A 17,232-nucleotide genomic window follows, 5' to 3' on the forward strand; every position below is an offset into this window, starting at 1 on the left:
ACGTCGACGGCCTGGTCACCGCGCTCTACCGGGCCGGCGGCAGGCTCTTCTTCGGCACCGGCGCCGTCGTCGGCACCAGCCTGCTCGCCGTCGTCGGCCTGGCCCTGTTCCTGGTGACCTGGTCGCGCGGCAGCCGCTCGCTGTTCCTGACCGGTGATTCCTACCTGCTCGGCGCGGCCGTGCTGGTCGTGCTCAACGGCATCGTGCTGTTCACCCACGAGCTGGCCCGGGCGCTGGCCGCCAAGGCCGCGGGCCGCGAGGTGCCGGCCGCCGGTCTGCTGGTCTACTTCGGCATCCCGTCGTTCTTCGTGGACACCACCGACGTGTGGATGGCCGGTCGCCGGGCCCGCATGCTGGTGGCCGCGGCCGGCCCGGCCAGTGCACTGCTGCTGGCCGGCCTGGTCCAGCTCGGCGGTCTGGCCGTCCCGGCCCTCGGCGGCCTCGCCTTCAAGCTCGCCTTTTTGTGGTATTTGAACGCGTTCTTCCAGCTCAGTCCGTTCCTGCCGCTCGACGGGCAATACCTGTTGATGGACTGGCTGGAGATCCCGCAGTTGCGCGCCCGCGGCCTCGCCTGGATCGGCGCCCGGCTGCGCGGCCGCCCGCCGCGCTGGTCGGTGCTCGACCGCGAGGGCCGGCTCGTCGCGCTCTACGGCGTCCTCTCCGTCGCCTGGCTCGCCCTCGCCGCCGTGCTGACCCTGCGGGTCTGGCAGGACCGCGTCTCCGGCCTTGCCACCGGGCTGTGGCAGGCCGGGCTGCTCGGCGGTCTGCTGCTCCTGCTGGTCGTCCTCGGCCTCGGTGCACCCGCCGTCTTCTTCCTGCTCGGCCGCCTGACCCGCCGGTGGCGCCGCTCCCGGCAACGCAGCGCCGAGAGCGACCGGGAGGCGGACAGCCCACGCCGGGTCGCCGCGCTGCGCGCCTCCGAGCTGGGCGGACTGCCCGAGCCGGCGCTGCAGGGCCTGGCCGCCCGGGCCCGCTGGGAGCACCCGGCCACCGGCCGCCCGCTGATCCTGGCCGGCGGTTCGCAGTCGGCCGTCTACGTGGTGGTCGAGGGCACGCTGACCGCGCGCAAGCCCGGCGACCCGCCCGGCACGGTCCGCCACCACGTCGGTCCCGGCGGAGTGGTCGGCCTGGTCAACGCGCTCACCGGCCGGGCCACCCAACTCGACTGGTACACGTCCGGCACCACCCTGCTCTACATCCCGAGCGCCACGGTCGCCACCGTGGTCGGCCCGCTGCCCGGCCCGCCGCCGCAGGACCGGGCCGAGGCCGAGGCGCTGTTCGCCGACACCCCGGCACTGTCCGGGCTCGCCGTCGACCAGCGGCTCGCCCTGATCGCCTCGGCGCATCCGGTCGACCTCGAGCCGGGCGCGCCGGTAATCCTGCCCGGCCCCACCCACGCGGTCGTCGTCGAGTCCGGCGTGATCGCCATCCCGGACGGCATCGAGCTGCGCCGGGGCACCCTGGTCGGCCCGGTCGGCGACGGCAGCCCCGGCGAGGTGGCGCAGACTCTCACGCCCGTACGGCTGTGGGTCCTGCCTGATGCCTCTGACCTTCCCCCGCTGGTCGGGGCCACGCACCGGCCCGGTTCGCCGATGCCGGTGGTCGCCGTCAACGGTGGCCCGCGGCCCGGCGCGCCCGCGCCCGACGCGTACCCTCCGCTCGCCGTTCCGCCCGGCCCGCCGGAGGGTCCCGACGACCAGTCGGTCGACCGCCGGTTCGAGGGCCGGCTCTGGTGGTTCACCGTGGTGCTGCTGGTGCTCGCGCTGGTGCTGACCGTGCTCAGCTTCCGGCCCGGGCCGGCCTGGGCCGAAATGCCCCGCGACCGGGTGCTGGTCACCGTCGACAACGGCCGGGCCACCACCGAGGCCGGGAGCGAGGTGACCACGGTCGAGGCGGGTGCCGAGCGCTACGTCGGCCAGGGCACCGAAGTCGACGTGCCGGCCGCGTCCACCGCCCGGCTCACCTTCCCGGGCGGCGGCGTCACCGTCCTCTGCGCCGGTTCCCGGGTCATGGTCGGCGGCCTCTCGGTCGACGGCGGGCGGCACCAGAGCCCGCGCGGCGCGATCAGCCTGCAGGCCGGCCGGGTGCTCGCCGACACGACCGGCACGAGCGGCGCGTTCAACCCGCTCGCCCTGACCGTCACCCGGCCGGACGGCAAGATCACCAACACCGGAGCGGCCTGGTACTCGGTCGACCCGACCGCGGTGACCGTCTCGACCGGCAAGGTGTCCGTGGCGGGGCAGGCCGCCGAGGGCACCGGCGCGAAGCTGAGCTGCGGCGACGGCGTCGAGGTCACCCAGCCGTCGGAGGAGCAGAGCACCGAACCGCTGCCGTCCGAGTCGGTCGCGCCGGCCGAGTCGGCGAGCCCGGTGCCGTCGGTGAGCGCCACCAGCGCCACCGCCGACCCGACCGTGACCGCCGACCCGACCGAGGAGACGCAGCCGACCGAGGCCGCCACCACCCGGCCGCCGACGGCCCGGCCCACCACGACCCGGCCGGCGACGACGACGCCGACCACCAGGCCGACGACCGCGCCGACGACGACACCGCCGACCACCGCGGCGCCCGAACCAACGCCGACAACCACCGCACCGACCACAGATCCGGCCACTTCGGAGGTACAGCAGACGCCGTCCGGATAGGTAATGTCTGATGCATCGGAAGGGGAGCCGATGCTCTGTTGGTTCTGTGCCGAGGCCGCTCGCGCGAGTTGCCGCTTCTGCGGGCGTGCCGTCTGTCCCGACCATGCCCGCTTCGGGCCCTACCTTCTCCAGGTGAGCCGCTCCGAGACCCGCCAGCGGGTCGAGGCGCTCGTCGTGGAGGACGCCGTGCAGTGCGGCACCTGCCGGCCACGACCACACCCCGTGGCGATGCCCGAACTGGACTGAACGCCGTACCTTCTAGGAATGAAGCAGAAGGACGGCGGGCACGAAGACCACGACATGTGGTCGGAGTTCGGCACGGCGGCCGGGATCGCGGCCGCCAAGCTGCCCGGCGGCAGCCGGGCGGGCCTCGGTGAGCGGCCCGACATCGACGGGCTTCCGGCCGTGCAGGGGCTGGGCGACGCGCCGACCATCGGCCTCGACGAGGCGGTGCGGCACGCCACCGCCAAGGTGCGCCAGACCGCCGCGCCCGAGGGTTACCACAACCGGGTCGACGCGGACGGCGACGGCCACCTCGACAAGGCCACCTACCGCGGTGACGGCAAGGGCGGCGCCGAGATCCTGGTCGACCTCGACGGCGACGGGAAGACCGACTTCATCGGTCACGACACCGACCTGGACAACCGGGTCGACTTCGCCGATTACGACAAGGACCACGACGGCGCCTTCGAAAAGCGGATGTACGACGACGACGGCAACGGCTACCTCGACCGCACCGAGTGGACCCACGGCAGCTGATCATTTCTGCCTAGAGGAGAATCGCTGGGTGGGAGCACTGCGGCTGAGTAAAGGTTGGGTCATGAGTGACGAGCTGACGATGCGCGGCGGCGGCGCATCCTTCGACGACCAGGTCTTCGAGCGGCTCCTGCGGGAGCGCATCATCTTCCTGGGCAGCGAGGTGAATGACGAGGTCACCAACCGCATCTGCGCCCAGATGCTGCTGCTCGCCTCCAACGACAGCGAGCGGGACATCGCGCTCTACATCAACTCGCCGGGCGGCTCGATCAGCGCCGGCATGGCGGTCTACGACACGATGCAATACATCAAGAACGACGTGGCCACGATCGCGCTCGGCATGGCGGCCTCGATGGGCCAGTTCCTGCTCTGCGCCGGCGCGCCCGGCAAGCGTTACGCGCTGCCGCACGCCCGGGTGATGATGCACCAGCTCTCCGGCGGCATCGGCGGCACCGCGGCCGACATCGCCATCCAGGCCGAGAGCATGCTGCACGTCAAGCACGTGATGAACGAGCGGATCGCCTTCCACACCGGGCACACCCCGGAGGAGATCGAGCGGGACGCCGACCGTGACCGCTGGTTCACGGCGACCGAGGCCAAGGAGTACGGCATGGTCGACCACGTGATCGCGAAGGCGACCGACGTGGTGGCCCTCCCGGCCTGACCGGTCTTCCACCAGTCTTCCACCAGGGCGCGCGGCGGTTGCCGCGCGCTCTTTGTGTGCTCCTGGGGCGATCGGGGTATAGGACGTGTCATCCCCCACAATCGTCAAGGAGGTGCTGACGTGAGGCTCCCGACGTTCTCCCGCCAGTCCGAAGCCGAGACCGCGGAGGCGGACCGCCCGAGCACGGCGGGTCCCGCCACGACGACCGACACCCCGGCCCGGGCCGTTCGCCCGCGCAGCGACGACACCACGGCCGACCTGCGGCCGGCCGATCGCACCGTGACGCCGCCACCCCCGCCCGCCGCCGTCAAGCGGTGGCCGGACAACCACGACACCGCCGAGCAGCCGGTGGTCGAGGAGAAGCCGACCCCGGTGGTGACCGGGCCGAAGCCGCGCGCCAGCCTGCTGGCCACGCTCGGCCTGATCCTCAGTGTCGCCGCGGTCCTGCTGGTGCTCTCCGGCCCGCTGCTCGGTTACGGCATCGGCGTGGCCGGCCTGGCTCTGATCCTGTCGCTGGCGGGCATCCACGCCACCGGCAAGCGCCACGTGGCCGGTAAGACCGACGCCCTCATCGGCATGGTGCTGTCGCTCGGCGCGATCGTGCTCGGCGTGCTCGCCCTGACCGGCTCGCTGTCCTGGCTGGGCACCGATGTGCAGCCCGTGAACAGCCTCCGTGAGTGGCTTGATTCACAGTTTGTGAACAAGATCTGACGGGCATCATCCGTACGCGGTCAGCGGTTCGCGACCGCAACACACTCTGAAGGGCGGCTCAACGACGAGCCGCCCTTCGGTGTTTGCAACGAATCTTCGTCCTGCCGGGAAATGACGCAACGATCGAACGCGCAACGCATGATCGAGCCATGGGTCCGTGCGTCGATGCGGCCCTACCGTTTCAGTCATGCGCCGATACCTGATGTGCCGCCCCACCCATTTCGCGGTCACGTACCGGATCAACCCGTGGATGGACCCCACGGCGCCGTATGACAACGCCCTCGCCGTCCGGCAGTGGGAGACGCTCCGGCAGACCTACCTCGACCTGGGTCACACCGTCGAACTGATCGAGCCGCTGCCCGGGCTGCCCGACATGGTGTTCGCGGCAAACGGCGCCACCGTCGTCGACGGCCGCGTGCTGGCCGTGCAGTTCCGCGACGCCGAGCGGGCCGACGAGGCCCCGGCGTACGCCGCGTGGTTCCGCGAGCGCGGTTTCGACGTGACCGAGCCCAAGCACACCAACGAGGGCGAGGGCGACATCCTGCTCGCCGGTGACATCCTGCTGGCCGGCACCGGGTTCCGCACCGCGCACGCGTCGCACGCCGAGACGCAGGAGGTGCTGCGCCGGCCGGTGATCACGCTCCAACTCGTCGACCCGGCCTATTACCACCTCGACACGGCGCTCTGCGTGCTCGACGACACCAACGTCGCGTACCTTCCGTCGGCGTTCTCGCCGGGCTCGCAGGCCGTGCTCCGGCAGCTCTACCCGCACGCGATCATCGCAAATGCGGAGGATGCCGCGGTATTGGGCCTCAACGCGGTCAGCGACGGCCGTACCGTTGTCCTGCCGGTCCAGGCCACCCACCTGACCGCCGAGCTGAAGGCCGCCGGTTACCGGACCGTCGGGGTGGACGTCTCCGAGCTGCGCAAGGCCGGCGGCGGACCCAAGTGCTGCACGTTGGAGGTGCGATGACGAGCGTCGACATGCGTACGCCGGGAGAGCTGGCGGACGCCGAGCGGTGGACCGCGCACAACTACCACCCGCTGCCCGTCGTCATCACCGAAGCCGAGGGTGCCTGGGTGACCGACGTCGACGGGCGCCGCTACCTCGACTTCCTGGCCGGTTACTCGGCGCTCAACTTCGGCCACCGCCACCCGGGGCTGATCGCGGCCGCGCACGCCCAGCTCGACCGGGTCACCCTGACCAGCCGGGCGTTCGTGCACGACCAGTTCGCCGACTTCTGCCATGGGCTGGCCGAGCTGTGCGGCAAGGACCTGGTGCTGCCGATGAACACCGGCGCCGAGGCGGTGGAGACCGCGATCAAGGTGGTCCGCAAGTGGGGTTACCAGGTCAAGGGCGTGCCGGACGGGCAGGCCGAGATCATCGTGGCGGCGGACAACTTCCACGGGCGTACGACGACGATCATCAGCTTCTCCACCGATCCGGACGCCCGTAACGATTTCGGGCCGTACACCCCGGGTTTTGTCACCGTGCCGTACGGCAACCTGGCCGCCCTGGCCGACGCGTTCACGCCGAACACGGTGGCCGTGCTGATGGAGCCGATCCAAGGCGAGGCCGGCGTGCTGGTGCCGCCGGAGGGCTACCTGGGTGGCGTTCGTGAGCTCTGCGACGCGAACCACGCGCTGTTCGTAGCGGACGAGATCCAGTCCGGTCTGGGCCGCACCGGCCGCACGTTCGCGATCGAGCACGAGGACGTCGTCCCCGACATTTACGTGCTCGGTAAGGCCCTGGGCGGCGGCATCGTGCCGGTCTCCGCGGTCGCGGCGAACAAGGACGTGCTCGGCGTGCTCAAGCCCGGCGAGCACGGCTCGACGTTCGGTGGCAACCCGCTGGCCTGCGCGGTCGGCACCGAGGTGGTGCGGCTGCTGGCCACCGGCGAGTTCCAGAAGCGCTCGGCGGAGTTGGGCGATCGCCTGCACGCCGGCCTGAACGCGCTGGTCGGCCGCGGTGTCCTGGCGGTGCGTGGCCGTGGCCTGTGGGCCGGGGTCGACATCGACCCGGCGCTGATGACCGGCCGCGAGGCGTGCGAGCGGCTCGCCGAGCGGGGCGTGCTGGCCAAGGACACCCACGGCTCCACGATCCGCCTGGCCCCGCCCCTGGTGGTGACGGCCGAGGAGCTGGACCACGCGGTGGCCCAGCTCGCCGCCATCCTCTAACGATCGAATTTGCGGAGGGCCATCGTCGGGGCCTCGCCCATGACCGAATGCGGCTGGACGACCCCGCCGGTGGCCCACATCTTCGACCGGCCCACGTTGACGCCCGCGTAGAGCTCCACCACGTCGGCCGGGGCCAGCGGGCGGCTCTCGTTACGCCCGAGGGTGACCCGCTTCTCATCGTCCTCGGTGCCGCCCGGGCGCAGGCCGGAGCCGTTCGTGCTGACGTCCTGGACCGTCAGGGTGCCGTCCTCGTGCAGCGTGAACTGCACGTGGCCGCGGCTGATCCACTTCCGGGCGTCCTCGCTCAGCCACTGGCCGAGCATCACGCCATTACCGCCCTCGGGTGCCCGGCCGACCACCACCGGCGCGTCGGTCGAGACGACGAAACGCTGGCGGACGATGCCGTCGATGCGTACCGAAAGCACCTCGACCGCCGGGCGGGCACCGTTGTCCTTGAGTTTCGCGCCGTGCCGGGGGCACGTCGGCGCCCCGGCCCGCACGGCCGGCGGCGGCTGGGAGACCGGGCTGGTGAAGGTGCGCATGTCGGCGAACGGGCTGTCCGAGTCGACGCCCGACCCGAAGCTCGTGCAGTTCGACTCGGGGCAGCGCCACACCCGGGCCAGCAGCCGCTCGCCCATCGGCGAGCGCTCGGCCTGTTTCGCCGGGTCGCCGCGGCCCACCCGGGACACCAGCACCGGGGTGCCGCCCTCGCCGGCCACCGCGGCCAGCAGCCGGCCCGGCTCGTCGACCCACGGCCGGCGGGCCCGGAACTGCTCACCCCGGGTGCGGGTGAGCACCGGGACGCCGAGCAGCTCGGCCACCTCGAAGACCCGGTCGTCGAGCATCGGCAGCACCTCGACCTTGCCGTCGTCGGCCCAGCGGCGGATCACCATCCGCTCGTTCGAGGTGAGCTCGGTGTCGGAGAGCAGGGCGCGTGGGGACACCACGTAGACCGGCACGTTCTCCTCGGCCAGGTAGCGGCCGAGGGCGTCGACGACCAGGCCGAGGCGGACCGAGTTGGCCGGCCGACCCCCGTCGAGATCGGCGTAACGCACGATCTCCGACAGGTCGACCACCGCCCGCGCCAGTGCCGGGTCGGTGGACAGCCGCGCCTCGATGGCATCGAGGACCTTGCTGACCTCGAATCTCACGGATCCTCCAGGTGTTCTTTCCTCGGCCCATCATGCCGTACCCGGAAGGTGCCGTTTGCCCAGCGGGCCGGTCGGGAATTGACATCGATCAGCCGGAGTCACCCCGGACACCGGCCACGTCAGGGAGGACGTACATGCGGACACCACGGCTCGCCGGGCTGAGTCTTGCAACGATCGCCACGGTCGGCTTCGCGATGGCCGGCTGCGACAACGGCGGCACTGCCAGCACTTCTGCCTCGGGAGCGCCGGTGCCGAGCGTCGCGGCCGGCCCCTCCTCGGGCGCTGCCGAGGCCGGCGCGGTCTCGGCCCTGTCGAAGGCCACGGCCCTGCTCGGCACGACCAGTTTCACGCTCACCGCGACCTCCGGTACCGGTTTCAAACTGACCGGCGCCATCGACCCGGTGGGTGGCAAGGCCACCGCGCAGCTCACCGCGAGCGGCCCGAACGCCGAGATCAACATCAAGTCGCTGCTGATCGGCGACGACCTCTATGCCCAGGTGCCCGGCATCACGAAGGCCGGCACGTGGACCCACCTCGACGGTTCCCGGCTGCCCGCCGGGGCCAACATCGGCCTGCGGCCGAATCAGATCGACCCGGTGGGCACGGCGAATCTGCTGGGTGCGGCCACCGACGTCAAAGAGACGGGTACGGGTACGTACGCCGGCTCGCTCGACCTGACCAAGGCGGCCGGTCTCGCCGGTCTGAGCCAGGTGACGATCGACGGTTACGGCACCGCCGCGTCGAACGTGCCGTTCACGGCCACCCTGGACGACCAGGGCCGGCTCTCCAAGCTCACCATCACGGTGCCGCAGGGTGACCCGATCGACGTGACCTACGCCGATTACGGCGCTCCGGTGAACGTCACCGCGCCGGCCGCGGCCGAGATCACCGAGGCCCCGGACAGCTTCTACAACTCGCTCGGTTCCTGAGCCCGCCGGCGGGCGGTCCAGTCCGTGGTCAACGGGCGGGCCGCCGGCCGGTTCTCCTCGATCCACCTATCGATCCGGGCCCACCAGTCGTAGAGCCAGGCCACGCGTTCCTCCTCGCCGGCCGGCACCTCCTCCGGCGGGACACTCCAGAACCGCATGATGAGCTGCTTGTCCATCGGCAGCTCACGCCACACGTCGGAGACCGTGATCATCCGGTCCAGCCCGGTGTGGGCCACGAAGATCACCCCGGCGTCGGGGGCCGCGTCGATCGCCGCGGCCAGACCGCCTGGCTTCGGCGGCAGCAGGTTACGCAGGTTCTCCGCCTTCTTGGCCATGTCGGCGAGCCCGCGCTGGCGCAGCCACTGGATCGCCTTGACCCTGCGCCGAGGCGTGAAGTTGCCGCCCTCCGGGAAGATCACGAAGGCGTCGTTCTCGTCCAGGCCGACCGCGAGCTCGCCGACCTCGTCCTCCAGGCTCTTCGTCCCCGGCGTGGTCCGCCCCGGCGTGATGAACCGGCTGGGCAGGCGGTTGAGCAGCACGTCCACCGCCGGGTCCCACTGCAGGGTCGCCTTGAGCACGATCCGCGGTTCCCGGTCGAACCAGTTGACCAGCGCGTGGATCAGGATGAACGAGTCGCCCGGGCCGGCGTGCCGGCTCACCACGATCTCCGGGCGGCCCGGGATGGCGGTGTCCGGGTCGGTGCCGACCACGTCCACGGTCAGGTGCAGCGACCAGCGGGCCAGCCAGAACAGCACACCCAGGAACCGGCCGGTCAGCACGTAGTGGGCGCGCTGGAAGACCGGGCCGCGGATCTTCCACCCGAAGCCGGAGGCCACCCACAGCGCGGCCAGCGCCACCAGGGCCGCCGCGTCCCACACCACGTAGACGATGCCGAGGAAGACCAGGCGCGGCACCCGCAGGTGGCCCGGCACCAGCGGCGACGCGGCCAGCGCGAGCAGCAGCCAGACCGGCAGGGTAGTCAGCAGCACCACCGCGAGCAGGACGACCGCGGGGGCGAAGATCAGGCGCCGTATCCAGGTCGGCGGCATCAGTGCGGACCCGGCAATGGGTGCACGTTGGCGGCCAGGTAGCGGCGGGAGGCGGTGTAGGCACGGCTGATCCGGCGGCCGACCGCGGCCATGTCACGGTAGGCCCACGGGCTGTCGTCGCGCCCGTCGCCGCTGCCGGCCGGAAGGACATGCACCCGTACATCGTCGGGCAGCGAGGCAACCTCGCGCGCGAACCGGTGCCGGCGGGCGATCTCGAACGCCACCTGAGCCACCTCCCAGGGCCGGCGGGGCACGCTGAGCGGCCGCTCGATCCGCCCCACCTGAAGCACGAAGATCAGTTTCGCACCGATCCGGACCGCCTCGCCAATCGGAATCGAGTTGACGATGCCACCGTCCACATAGTGCTCGCCGGACATTTCCATCGGCGGCAGCAGCCCCGGCACCGCGGAGGAGGCCAGCACCGCGTCGACCAGCGGACCGCTGTCGAACCAGTGCTCGGCGGCCCGCTCGATGCTGGCCGCGCAGCAGCGGAACGGGATCTTCAGATCGGCGAACGTGGTGTGCTCGCCCAACTCGCCCTCGAGCAGGCGGCGCAGCGGCATCGGTGAGTGCAGGTGGGTGCGGGCCGCGAACCGGCGCACCTGCCGGCCGATCGAGTCGCCGTAGACCGCGGCCGCCTCGGGCGAGGTCCAGAGCCGCACCAGCCGGTCGGTGACCGACTCGCTGGGGTCGGCCGCGACCAGAGCACCGTTCACCGCGCCGATCGACGTGCCGACCACGACGTCCGGTTTGAATCCGGCCCGGAAGAGCGCCCGCAGCATCCCGACCTCGACCGCACCGAGAACGCCGCCACCACCGAGAACGAACGCCACCGACTCGTTGACCATGAGTTCATCGTGTCACGATCCGCGCCGGCCACAGCGGCTCTCGCCTGCGCCCGCACCGCGTCCGTGTCATCATCGTCGCCGTGACTCTTCCGCGCCGCGCTGTGCTGGCCGCCGGACTGGCCGCCGGTCTCGCCGGGTGCGGCCGGGCCGCCTCGCCCGCCTCGACCTGGGCGGAGCCGGTTGCCTCGGCCTCCGCAGCGCCGCCCTCGCCGGCTGCCGCCCCGGTCCGCTCGGCCGCGGCCGCCGGGCCGGCCTATGCCGGCAAGGTCCAGGAAACCCTCACCAAATACCTGAAACCCACAAAAGATAATCCCAAGCATCCCGGGTACGCCGGTGCCGTCGCGCTTGTCCTGCAGGACGGCAGCGCTCGGATGACCACGGCGGTCGGGCACGCCCTGCGGTACGGCGCCGGTCCGGTGGATCTGCCCGCGGCCAAGCGCGTCGCCATGCGTACCGACTCGATCTTCGACCTGGCCTCGCTCACCAAGGTCTACACCGCGATCCTCACGCTGCAGCTGGTCGACCAGGGCAAGATCGCGCTGGACGCGCCGGTCCGGCAGTACCTGCCGGACTTCACCGGCGCCGGCAAAGACAAGATCACCGTCGCGATGCTGCTGGCGCACACCAGCGCGCTGCCGGTGGGGGCCAAGGTGACCGGCATGGCGAACAACACCGCCCGCTGGCGATCGGTGATGACCACGCCGCTGGTCAGCGGGGGCGTGCCCGGCACCACGTTCCGTTACTCCAGCACCGGTCTCATGGTGCTGGGCCGGCTGGTCGAGAAGTTCACCGGCAAGACCTTGGACGAGGCGCTGCGCGACAACCTGACCACGCCGCTCGGACTGAAGGACACCGGGTTCCGGCCGCTGAAGTGGGTGTCCGACAAGTCCCGCCTGGTCGCCACCGATGCCCGCACCGCACGGGGCCTGCTGCGCGGCACGGTCCACGACGACGTGGCCAACATCCTGGGCGGGGTGGCCGGTCACGCCGGCGTCTTCGGCACTGCCCGGGACGTCGCGGTGATCGGCCAGATGCTGCTCGACGGCGGCACCCACAACGGCCAGCGGATCCTCTCGGCGGCCACCGTCCAGAAGATGCTCACCAACGTCAACCAGGGCAAGAAGGCGATCGACGCCGAGCGGCCGGGCCGGTCGGCCGACCACGGCCTCGGCGTCGAGATGAACCAGCCCTGGTTCATGGGCAAGCTGGCCTCGGCGACGGCCTTCGGCCACACCGGCTTCACCGGTACGTCGTTGCTGGTGGTCCCGGCCCGCCGCATGGTGGTAGTCCTGCTGACGAACCGGGCTCACCCGAACTGGTCGTGGTCCAACCCCGACACTCATCGCGTCGCCGTGCACAACGCGATCGTCTAGGGCAGCGCCTTCACGTACTTGCCGTTCTGGTTCTGGAACTCCCAGCCGTAGAACTTGTCCCAGTTGATGCTCCAGGTCATCAGGCCGCGGAAGTTCGGGTTGGTGCCGCTGCGAACCGCGTACCCTCCGCAATTGGCCCCGCTGACCAGGCAGCCGACCGCCTGCTGGACCGCCGCCGGGGCCACGTAGCCGTTGCCGGCGCTCACCGAACTCGGCGCGCCGAACGCCACCTGGTCCTCGCGCAGGGCCGGGAAGACGTTCGCGGTGTTGCCGGCCACCGGGAAGCCGGCCAGCAGCATGTCGGTCATGGCGATGTGGAAGTCGGCGCCGCCCATCGAGTGGTACTGGTTGTCCAGGCCCATGATCGAGCCGGAGTTGTAGTCCTGGACGTGCAGGATCGTCAGGTCGTTGCGCAGGGCGTAGATCACCGGGAGGTAGGAACCCGCCCGCGGGTCCTGACCGCCCCACGGTCCCGAGCCGTAGTACTGGTAGCCGAGCTGGACGAAGAACGTCTCCGGGGCCATGGTCAGCACGAAGCCGGTGCCGTACCGGGCCTTCAGGCTCTTCAGCGCACTGATCAGGTTGACGATCACCGGGGTGGTCGGGTTCTTGAAGTCGGTGTCGCCGGTGTTCAGGGACAGCGAGTGGCCCTCGAAGTCGACGTCCACGCCGTCCAGGCCGTACTTGTCGACGATCGCGCTGACCGAGCTGACGAACTTGTCACGGGCCGCCGTCGTGGTGAGCTGCACTTGGCCGTTGGCGCCGCCGATGGAGAGCAGGACCTTCTTGCCGGCCGCCCGTTTCGCCCGGATGGCGGCGATGAAGTCGGCCTCCGACTCCACGCCCGGGCATTCGGTGGCCGGGCACAGGGTGAAGCGGATGTCGCCGGAGGTCGCGCTGGTGGGCTCGCCGAAGGCGAGGTTGATGATGTCCCAGTTGGCCGGTACGTCGGACATCCGCAGGTAGCCGGAGCCGTTGGCGAAACTGGCGTGCAGGTAGCCGATGAGCGCGTGCTTCGGGATTCCGGTGACCGGGGAGCTGGTCGGCGGAGTCGTCGGCGGCGTGGTCGGCGCGGTGGTGGGCGGGGTTGTCGGCGGCGTGGTGGTCGGGGCGGTCGTCGGCGGCGTGGTGGGCGTGGTGCCCCCGCAGACCCCGCTGTCGGCCCACACGTCCCACTGGCCGGAGTGGGTGGCCGGTGACTCGTTCTGGGTCCACCACTTGGCCGAGTAGTTGTGGCCGTTCTGCGAGGCGGAGTTGCCACCGACGTAGACGGCCGTGGCGCTCCACGCCGGCGCGCAGGCGGTCGCGGCATTTGCCGAGGTGGCGAGATAGACGGGAATGCCGCCCAGGAGAAGAGCGGCGGCAGCCATGGCGAAGATCGTCGATCGGCGCATGGCCAATTATTAGGACTGTTAACTGTAAAAGTAAATAGACAGCAACCACTGCGCTGGGGTGGCGCTGCTCAGACGATCAACTCCGTGCCCGGCTCGTCACCCGGACAGGCGACATGGTGGAGGCAAGCGCGCTGTTTTGGATAGCGTCGGCCCGTCTTCGGCGATTGGACTAAACCGGAGCAACGAGACGGACATCTTGAAGGAAGCCGCCGGCCCCCGAGCAGGGCAAGGCGGGATGGCAAGCGTGGATGCCGGATCGTTCAACACCCCCGCATACTTTTCACCTGCACGCGGCTCGGCGTGGGCTTGTCGAAGGGTGCGTGCGTTGCACTGGCTCGTGTTCGTTCTTGTCCTCGCCTCCCTGCCCCTGGTGGCCTTCGGCATGTGGCTCGGCTTCAATCTCATGCTCGCCAAGTGGCACGGCTTGGAGGCGCTGGACAAGACGCCCCAGGTCTACCGACCCTTCCGTCCGCAGGACTGGACGGTGCGCAAGCTGCCGGTCGACCCGGTGCAGCCACCCGCCGACCCGCAGGCGCCGACCCAACTGCCGCCCGCTGCATAGCTCGGATGGCGCGGAAACGGGCCACCTGAGTACGTTGCCTCTCGTGCCAGAGGAACACCATCCGCAGCCGCGTTCGCGCTTAATCGGGTGTCTACCAGGGACTAAGCCGGGCAGTTCAGTCCACGTTGAAGCGCCATGGTCGAGATCGGTTCGGGCATGTCGAGCACGTCTACGCGCCTGAGGGCAGGCCGGTCGGCTTCGTGCGCGAGCCGCTGTACACCGTTGAGGATCTTGAGCGATTCTTTGGCTGACACGCGAAGGACCACCTAAAGGTCGGAAGCCCTCAAGCGGCCTGGGCGCCAATCCTTCGGCGCTACCCCGTGTGGCGGGTTCGCCAGACCGCCAGGTCAACGACCCCGCCCGCTGTGGCCGACGCTGCGGGCTCTGGGGTCGGCGGTTCGGCCGCCGCTATGGCTTGGCGGGCTGACGGATACGTCGAGAAATCGTGGCGATCTTGCTAAGGCGGAGCATTTCGTTTTGCATGGCGTTCTCTCTGTGTCGGGTCGCCGTACCCCGAAAACAGAAAAACTCGGGGGACACGGCATCTGTCAGATGCGGTGCTCTCCCGAGCGAGTGGTTACCTGGCGTCGCGAGCCACGAGGCGGCGTGACCGATGGTCTGAAGGTGCCGCCCCGGCTGCCCTGCGGCGGCCGTGCGACACCAAGGTACGTGCGGATGAGATCGCGTGGCAAGAGACCGGACCATCCGAACCTCCGACCCACCCGGCCCCACCCCCGTCATGCTTACTCAGGTCTGAGCAGGGGAAGTCACACAAGCCGCTGACCAGCTCAGATGGCGCGGAAACGGGCCACCTGAGTACCGTTGCTGTTCGTGCCAGAGGGACACACCATTCACCGACTCGCTGCCCGCCATCGTGAGTTGTTCGCCGGGGAGAAAATCGGCGTCGACTCGCCGCAGGGGCGGTTCGCCGCGGGGGCCGCGCTGGTCGACGGGCGCACGCTGGTCGACACCGAGGCCTACGGCAAGCATCTGCTCCACCACTATGACGGCGACCTCAGCGTGCACGTCCACCTGGGGCTCTACGGAAAGTTCGCGGACGGTGAGCCGCCCGCGCCGGCGCCGGTCGGGCAGGTGCGGATGCGGCTGATCGGCGACCGCCACTGGCTGGAGCTGCGCGGGCCGACCGCGTGCGAGGTGCTCGACCCGTTGCAGGCGCAGCGGCTGCGGGACCGGCTGGGCGCCGATCCGCTGCGCGACGACGCCGACCCGGCCGTCGCGTTCCGGCGGATCGCGACCAGCACCAAGCCGATCTTCGCGCTGCTGATGGACCAGTCGATCGTGGCCGGGTGCGGCCTGATCTACGCGAACGAGGTGCTGTTCCGGGCCGGGCTGGCGCCGACCACGCCGGGGCGGTTGATCGGGGCCGAGGGGTGGGACGCGCTCTGGGCCGACCTGCGGGCGCTGATGAAGGAGGGCGTGCTGCGCGGCCGGATCGACACCGTGCACACCGAGCACACGCCGGAGGCGATGCGGCGGGCGCCGCGGGTGGACCGGCACGGCGGCGAGGTGTACGTCTACCGCCGTCCCGGCCAGCCGTGCCTGGTCTGCGGCACCGCGGTGAGCCGTGGCCCGCTGGCCGGCCGGAACCTGTACTGGTGCCCGGCCTGCCAGAAGGGTTAGGAAGCGGCCGGCGCCGGGCTTACCGAAGCTGACGGCTCCGGCAAGGCCGGGGTCTCGGTCGGCGCCGGCTCCGGCGCGGTCGGCGTCGGGTCGGCCGGGGTCGGCTCGACCGCGGGCTGTCCGGGGATGCCGAGCGTGAAGTTCTCGGTCAGCCAGGGCAGGAGCTTCTGGTATGCGGCGATGGTGTCCGGCTGGTTGAAGTCGTGCGACAGCACGATCGAGCCGGGCCGCACGTGCTTCTTGACCTCGGCGATCACCCGGGCGATGTGCGCCTCGTCGGTCTCGCCCTCGGTGTGCTTCCAGTCCTGCGGGTCGACCTGCCAGTAGAGCGACGTCATCCCGGCGGCCGAGGCCACACCGACGAGCCGGTCGGTGAAGTTGCCGCCGGGCGCCCGGAAGAACGGGACCGGCGTGCCGGGCGCGGCCGCCTGGATCGCGGCGTTGGTGCGGGCCAGGTCGGCCTGGATCTGCTCCGGCTTGTCCTTACCGATGGTGAGGCTGTGACTCCACGTGTGGTTGCAGAGCGTGTGCCCCGCGGCCACGATCTCGCGGACCATCTCGGGATGCTTCTGCACCTGCTGGCCGACCAGGCAGAAGGTCGCCTTGATCTGGTACTGGTCGAGCAGGGCGAGGATCTTCGGCGTCTGCGCCGGGTCGGGGCCGTCGTCGAAGGTCAGCGCCACCGTCTTGCTGCCGGTGGTGAGCAACGAGTTGCCCGGACCGACGTGCTTGGCCTCTTTCGGCTGGCCGGCGTTGGTGGCCTCGACCACCGGGCTGCTCGGCGCGGGGGAGGCCGCGGCGGGGTCGGCGGCCGCGGAGTCGTTGCTCTCGTCGGTCGCCGAGGCGTCCGAGCCGCCGCCGGGCTTGGCCTTCTGGGTGGCGTGGGTGCCGGCTTTGCGCTGGGCCGCGGCGTTCACCGCGTCGATGGTGTCGCTGCCGCCGCCGCGGGTGCCGGGCACGGCCACCAGCAGCAGGCCCACCGCGACCAGCGAGGCGAGCAGCAGCTGCTGCCGCGTCTTGCCCATCAGCAGCCAGGACTCGATCGGCAGGGTGCCGGGTGCGCGGTGGCTGCCGGCGATCGGGCGCTCGTTGACGACGGCGCGGTGCGCGGCGGAGTGCCGGGCCGGGCGGTCGTTGCGCTGGTGCCGGGCGCCGCGCTGGGTCGGAACGTGAGCCCTGGTCGACGGCAGGTCGTAGGTGACCCGCGGCCGGGCGTCGGCCAGCGACTCCGGGCGGCGGTGACGGCCGGCCGACTCGGCGACGTCGCCGGACGCCGGGCTCAGGTATTGCAGGGATTGCGGCGACATGCTGCATCTCTACCGTGTGACAAGATC

15 protein-coding genes are annotated in these 17,232 nt (G+C 70.9%); 10 read left to right on the plus strand and 5 right to left on the minus strand.

Annotation, left to right across the window (positions count from 1 at the left end):
- The 6 genes from Ato02nite_RS15955 to rocD form a co-directional block, all read left to right on the plus strand.
- A partial coding sequence (locus tag Ato02nite_RS15955) for a cyclic nucleotide-binding protein (protein ID WP_213007309.1) occupies positions 1-2,642 on the plus strand: 2,642 nt, incomplete at its 5' end.
- 264 nt (positions 2,643-2,906) lie between these two features.
- Positions 2,907-3,401: a hypothetical protein gene (locus Ato02nite_RS15965; RefSeq protein ID WP_213007311.1), complete on the plus strand. Its 495-nt coding sequence runs from the start codon at positions 2,907-2,909 to the stop codon at positions 3,399-3,401.
- Between the two features lie 61 nt (positions 3,402-3,462).
- Positions 3,463-4,062 (plus strand): ATP-dependent Clp protease proteolytic subunit, encoded by a 600-nt coding sequence (locus tag Ato02nite_RS15970; RefSeq protein WP_213007312.1) that lies wholly within the window; start codon positions 3,463-3,465, stop codon positions 4,060-4,062.
- A gap of 120 nt (positions 4,063-4,182) precedes the next feature.
- Positions 4,183-4,773 carry a hypothetical protein gene (locus tag Ato02nite_RS15975; protein WP_213007313.1) on the plus strand — a complete coding sequence of 197 codons (591 nt, stop codon included), beginning with the start codon at positions 4,183-4,185 and terminating at the stop codon, positions 4,771-4,773.
- A gap of 187 nt (positions 4,774-4,960) precedes the next feature.
- Positions 4,961-5,746, plus strand: coding sequence for a dimethylargininase (gene ddaH, locus Ato02nite_RS15980; protein WP_213007314.1), 786 nt, complete (start codon positions 4,961-4,963; stop codon positions 5,744-5,746).
- Positions 5,743-6,951: an ornithine--oxo-acid transaminase gene (gene rocD, locus Ato02nite_RS15985; protein WP_213007315.1), complete on the plus strand. Its 1,209-nt coding sequence runs from the start codon at positions 5,743-5,745 to the stop codon at positions 6,949-6,951. The genes ddaH and rocD overlap by 4 nt, the downstream gene beginning before the upstream one ends.
- On the opposite strand, the gene Ato02nite_RS15990 is transcribed toward rocD, so the two are convergent.
- On the minus strand, positions 6,948-8,102 hold the full coding sequence (locus tag Ato02nite_RS15990; RefSeq protein ID WP_213007316.1) for an FHA domain-containing protein: 1,155 nt from the start codon (positions 8,100-8,102) through the stop codon (positions 6,948-6,950). The two genes, rocD and Ato02nite_RS15990, sit on opposite strands and share 4 nt — an antisense overlap.
- A gap of 134 nt (positions 8,103-8,236) precedes the next feature.
- Between Ato02nite_RS15990 and Ato02nite_RS15995 the strand changes: the two genes are divergently transcribed.
- Complete coding sequence (locus tag Ato02nite_RS15995) at positions 8,237-9,031, plus strand: LppX_LprAFG lipoprotein (RefSeq protein ID WP_213007317.1); 795 nt, start codon at positions 8,237-8,239, stop codon at positions 9,029-9,031.
- On the opposite strand, the gene Ato02nite_RS16000 is transcribed toward Ato02nite_RS15995, so the two are convergent.
- A complete protein-coding gene (locus Ato02nite_RS16000; RefSeq protein WP_213007318.1) occupies positions 9,010-10,080 on the minus strand; it encodes a 1-acyl-sn-glycerol-3-phosphate acyltransferase in 1,071 nt (356 codons plus the stop codon). The two genes, Ato02nite_RS15995 and Ato02nite_RS16000, sit on opposite strands and share 22 nt — an antisense overlap.
- The gene (locus Ato02nite_RS16005) at positions 10,080-10,928 is read right to left on the minus strand and encodes a patatin-like phospholipase family protein (RefSeq protein WP_213007319.1); all 849 of its coding nucleotides are present in this window, start codon (positions 10,926-10,928) and stop codon (positions 10,080-10,082) included. Before Ato02nite_RS16005 ends, Ato02nite_RS16000 begins: the two co-directional genes overlap by 1 nt.
- Before the next feature lie 80 nt (positions 10,929-11,008).
- On the opposite strand from Ato02nite_RS16005, the gene Ato02nite_RS16010 reads away from it, so the two are divergent.
- The gene (locus Ato02nite_RS16010; RefSeq protein ID WP_213007320.1) at positions 11,009-12,301 is read left to right on the plus strand and encodes a serine hydrolase domain-containing protein; all 1,293 of its coding nucleotides are present in this window, start codon (positions 11,009-11,011) and stop codon (positions 12,299-12,301) included.
- Here the strand turns inward: Ato02nite_RS16010 and Ato02nite_RS16015 are convergent.
- Positions 12,298-13,671, minus strand: coding sequence for a chitinase (locus tag Ato02nite_RS16015; protein ID WP_438873045.1), 1,374 nt, complete (start codon positions 13,669-13,671; stop codon positions 12,298-12,300). The genes Ato02nite_RS16010 and Ato02nite_RS16015 overlap by 4 nt on opposite strands.
- A 349-nt stretch (positions 13,672-14,020) precedes the next feature.
- Here Ato02nite_RS16015 and Ato02nite_RS16020 point away from each other — a divergent pair, with 349 nt between their 5' ends.
- Together Ato02nite_RS16020 and Ato02nite_RS16025 are read left to right on the plus strand one after the other, a co-directional pair.
- Complete coding sequence (locus Ato02nite_RS16020; RefSeq protein WP_213007322.1) at positions 14,021-14,257, plus strand: hypothetical protein; 237 nt, start codon at positions 14,021-14,023, stop codon at positions 14,255-14,257.
- Between the two features lie 831 nt (positions 14,258-15,088).
- Positions 15,089-15,898, plus strand: a complete 810-nt coding sequence (locus Ato02nite_RS16025; protein ID WP_213007323.1) for an Fpg/Nei family DNA glycosylase — start codon at positions 15,089-15,091, stop codon at positions 15,896-15,898.
- Here Ato02nite_RS16025 and Ato02nite_RS51620 read toward each other — a convergent pair.
- Positions 15,895-17,205, minus strand: a complete 1,311-nt coding sequence (locus tag Ato02nite_RS51620) for a polysaccharide deacetylase family protein (RefSeq protein ID WP_246607033.1) — start codon at positions 17,203-17,205, stop codon at positions 15,895-15,897. The genes Ato02nite_RS16025 and Ato02nite_RS51620 overlap by 4 nt on opposite strands.
- Positions 17,206-17,232: the final 27 nt, after the last annotated feature.

This window comes from Paractinoplanes toevensis, assembly GCF_018332695.1.
GTDB classification, from domain to species: domain Bacteria; phylum Actinomycetota; class Actinomycetes; order Mycobacteriales; family Micromonosporaceae; genus Actinoplanes; species Actinoplanes toevensis.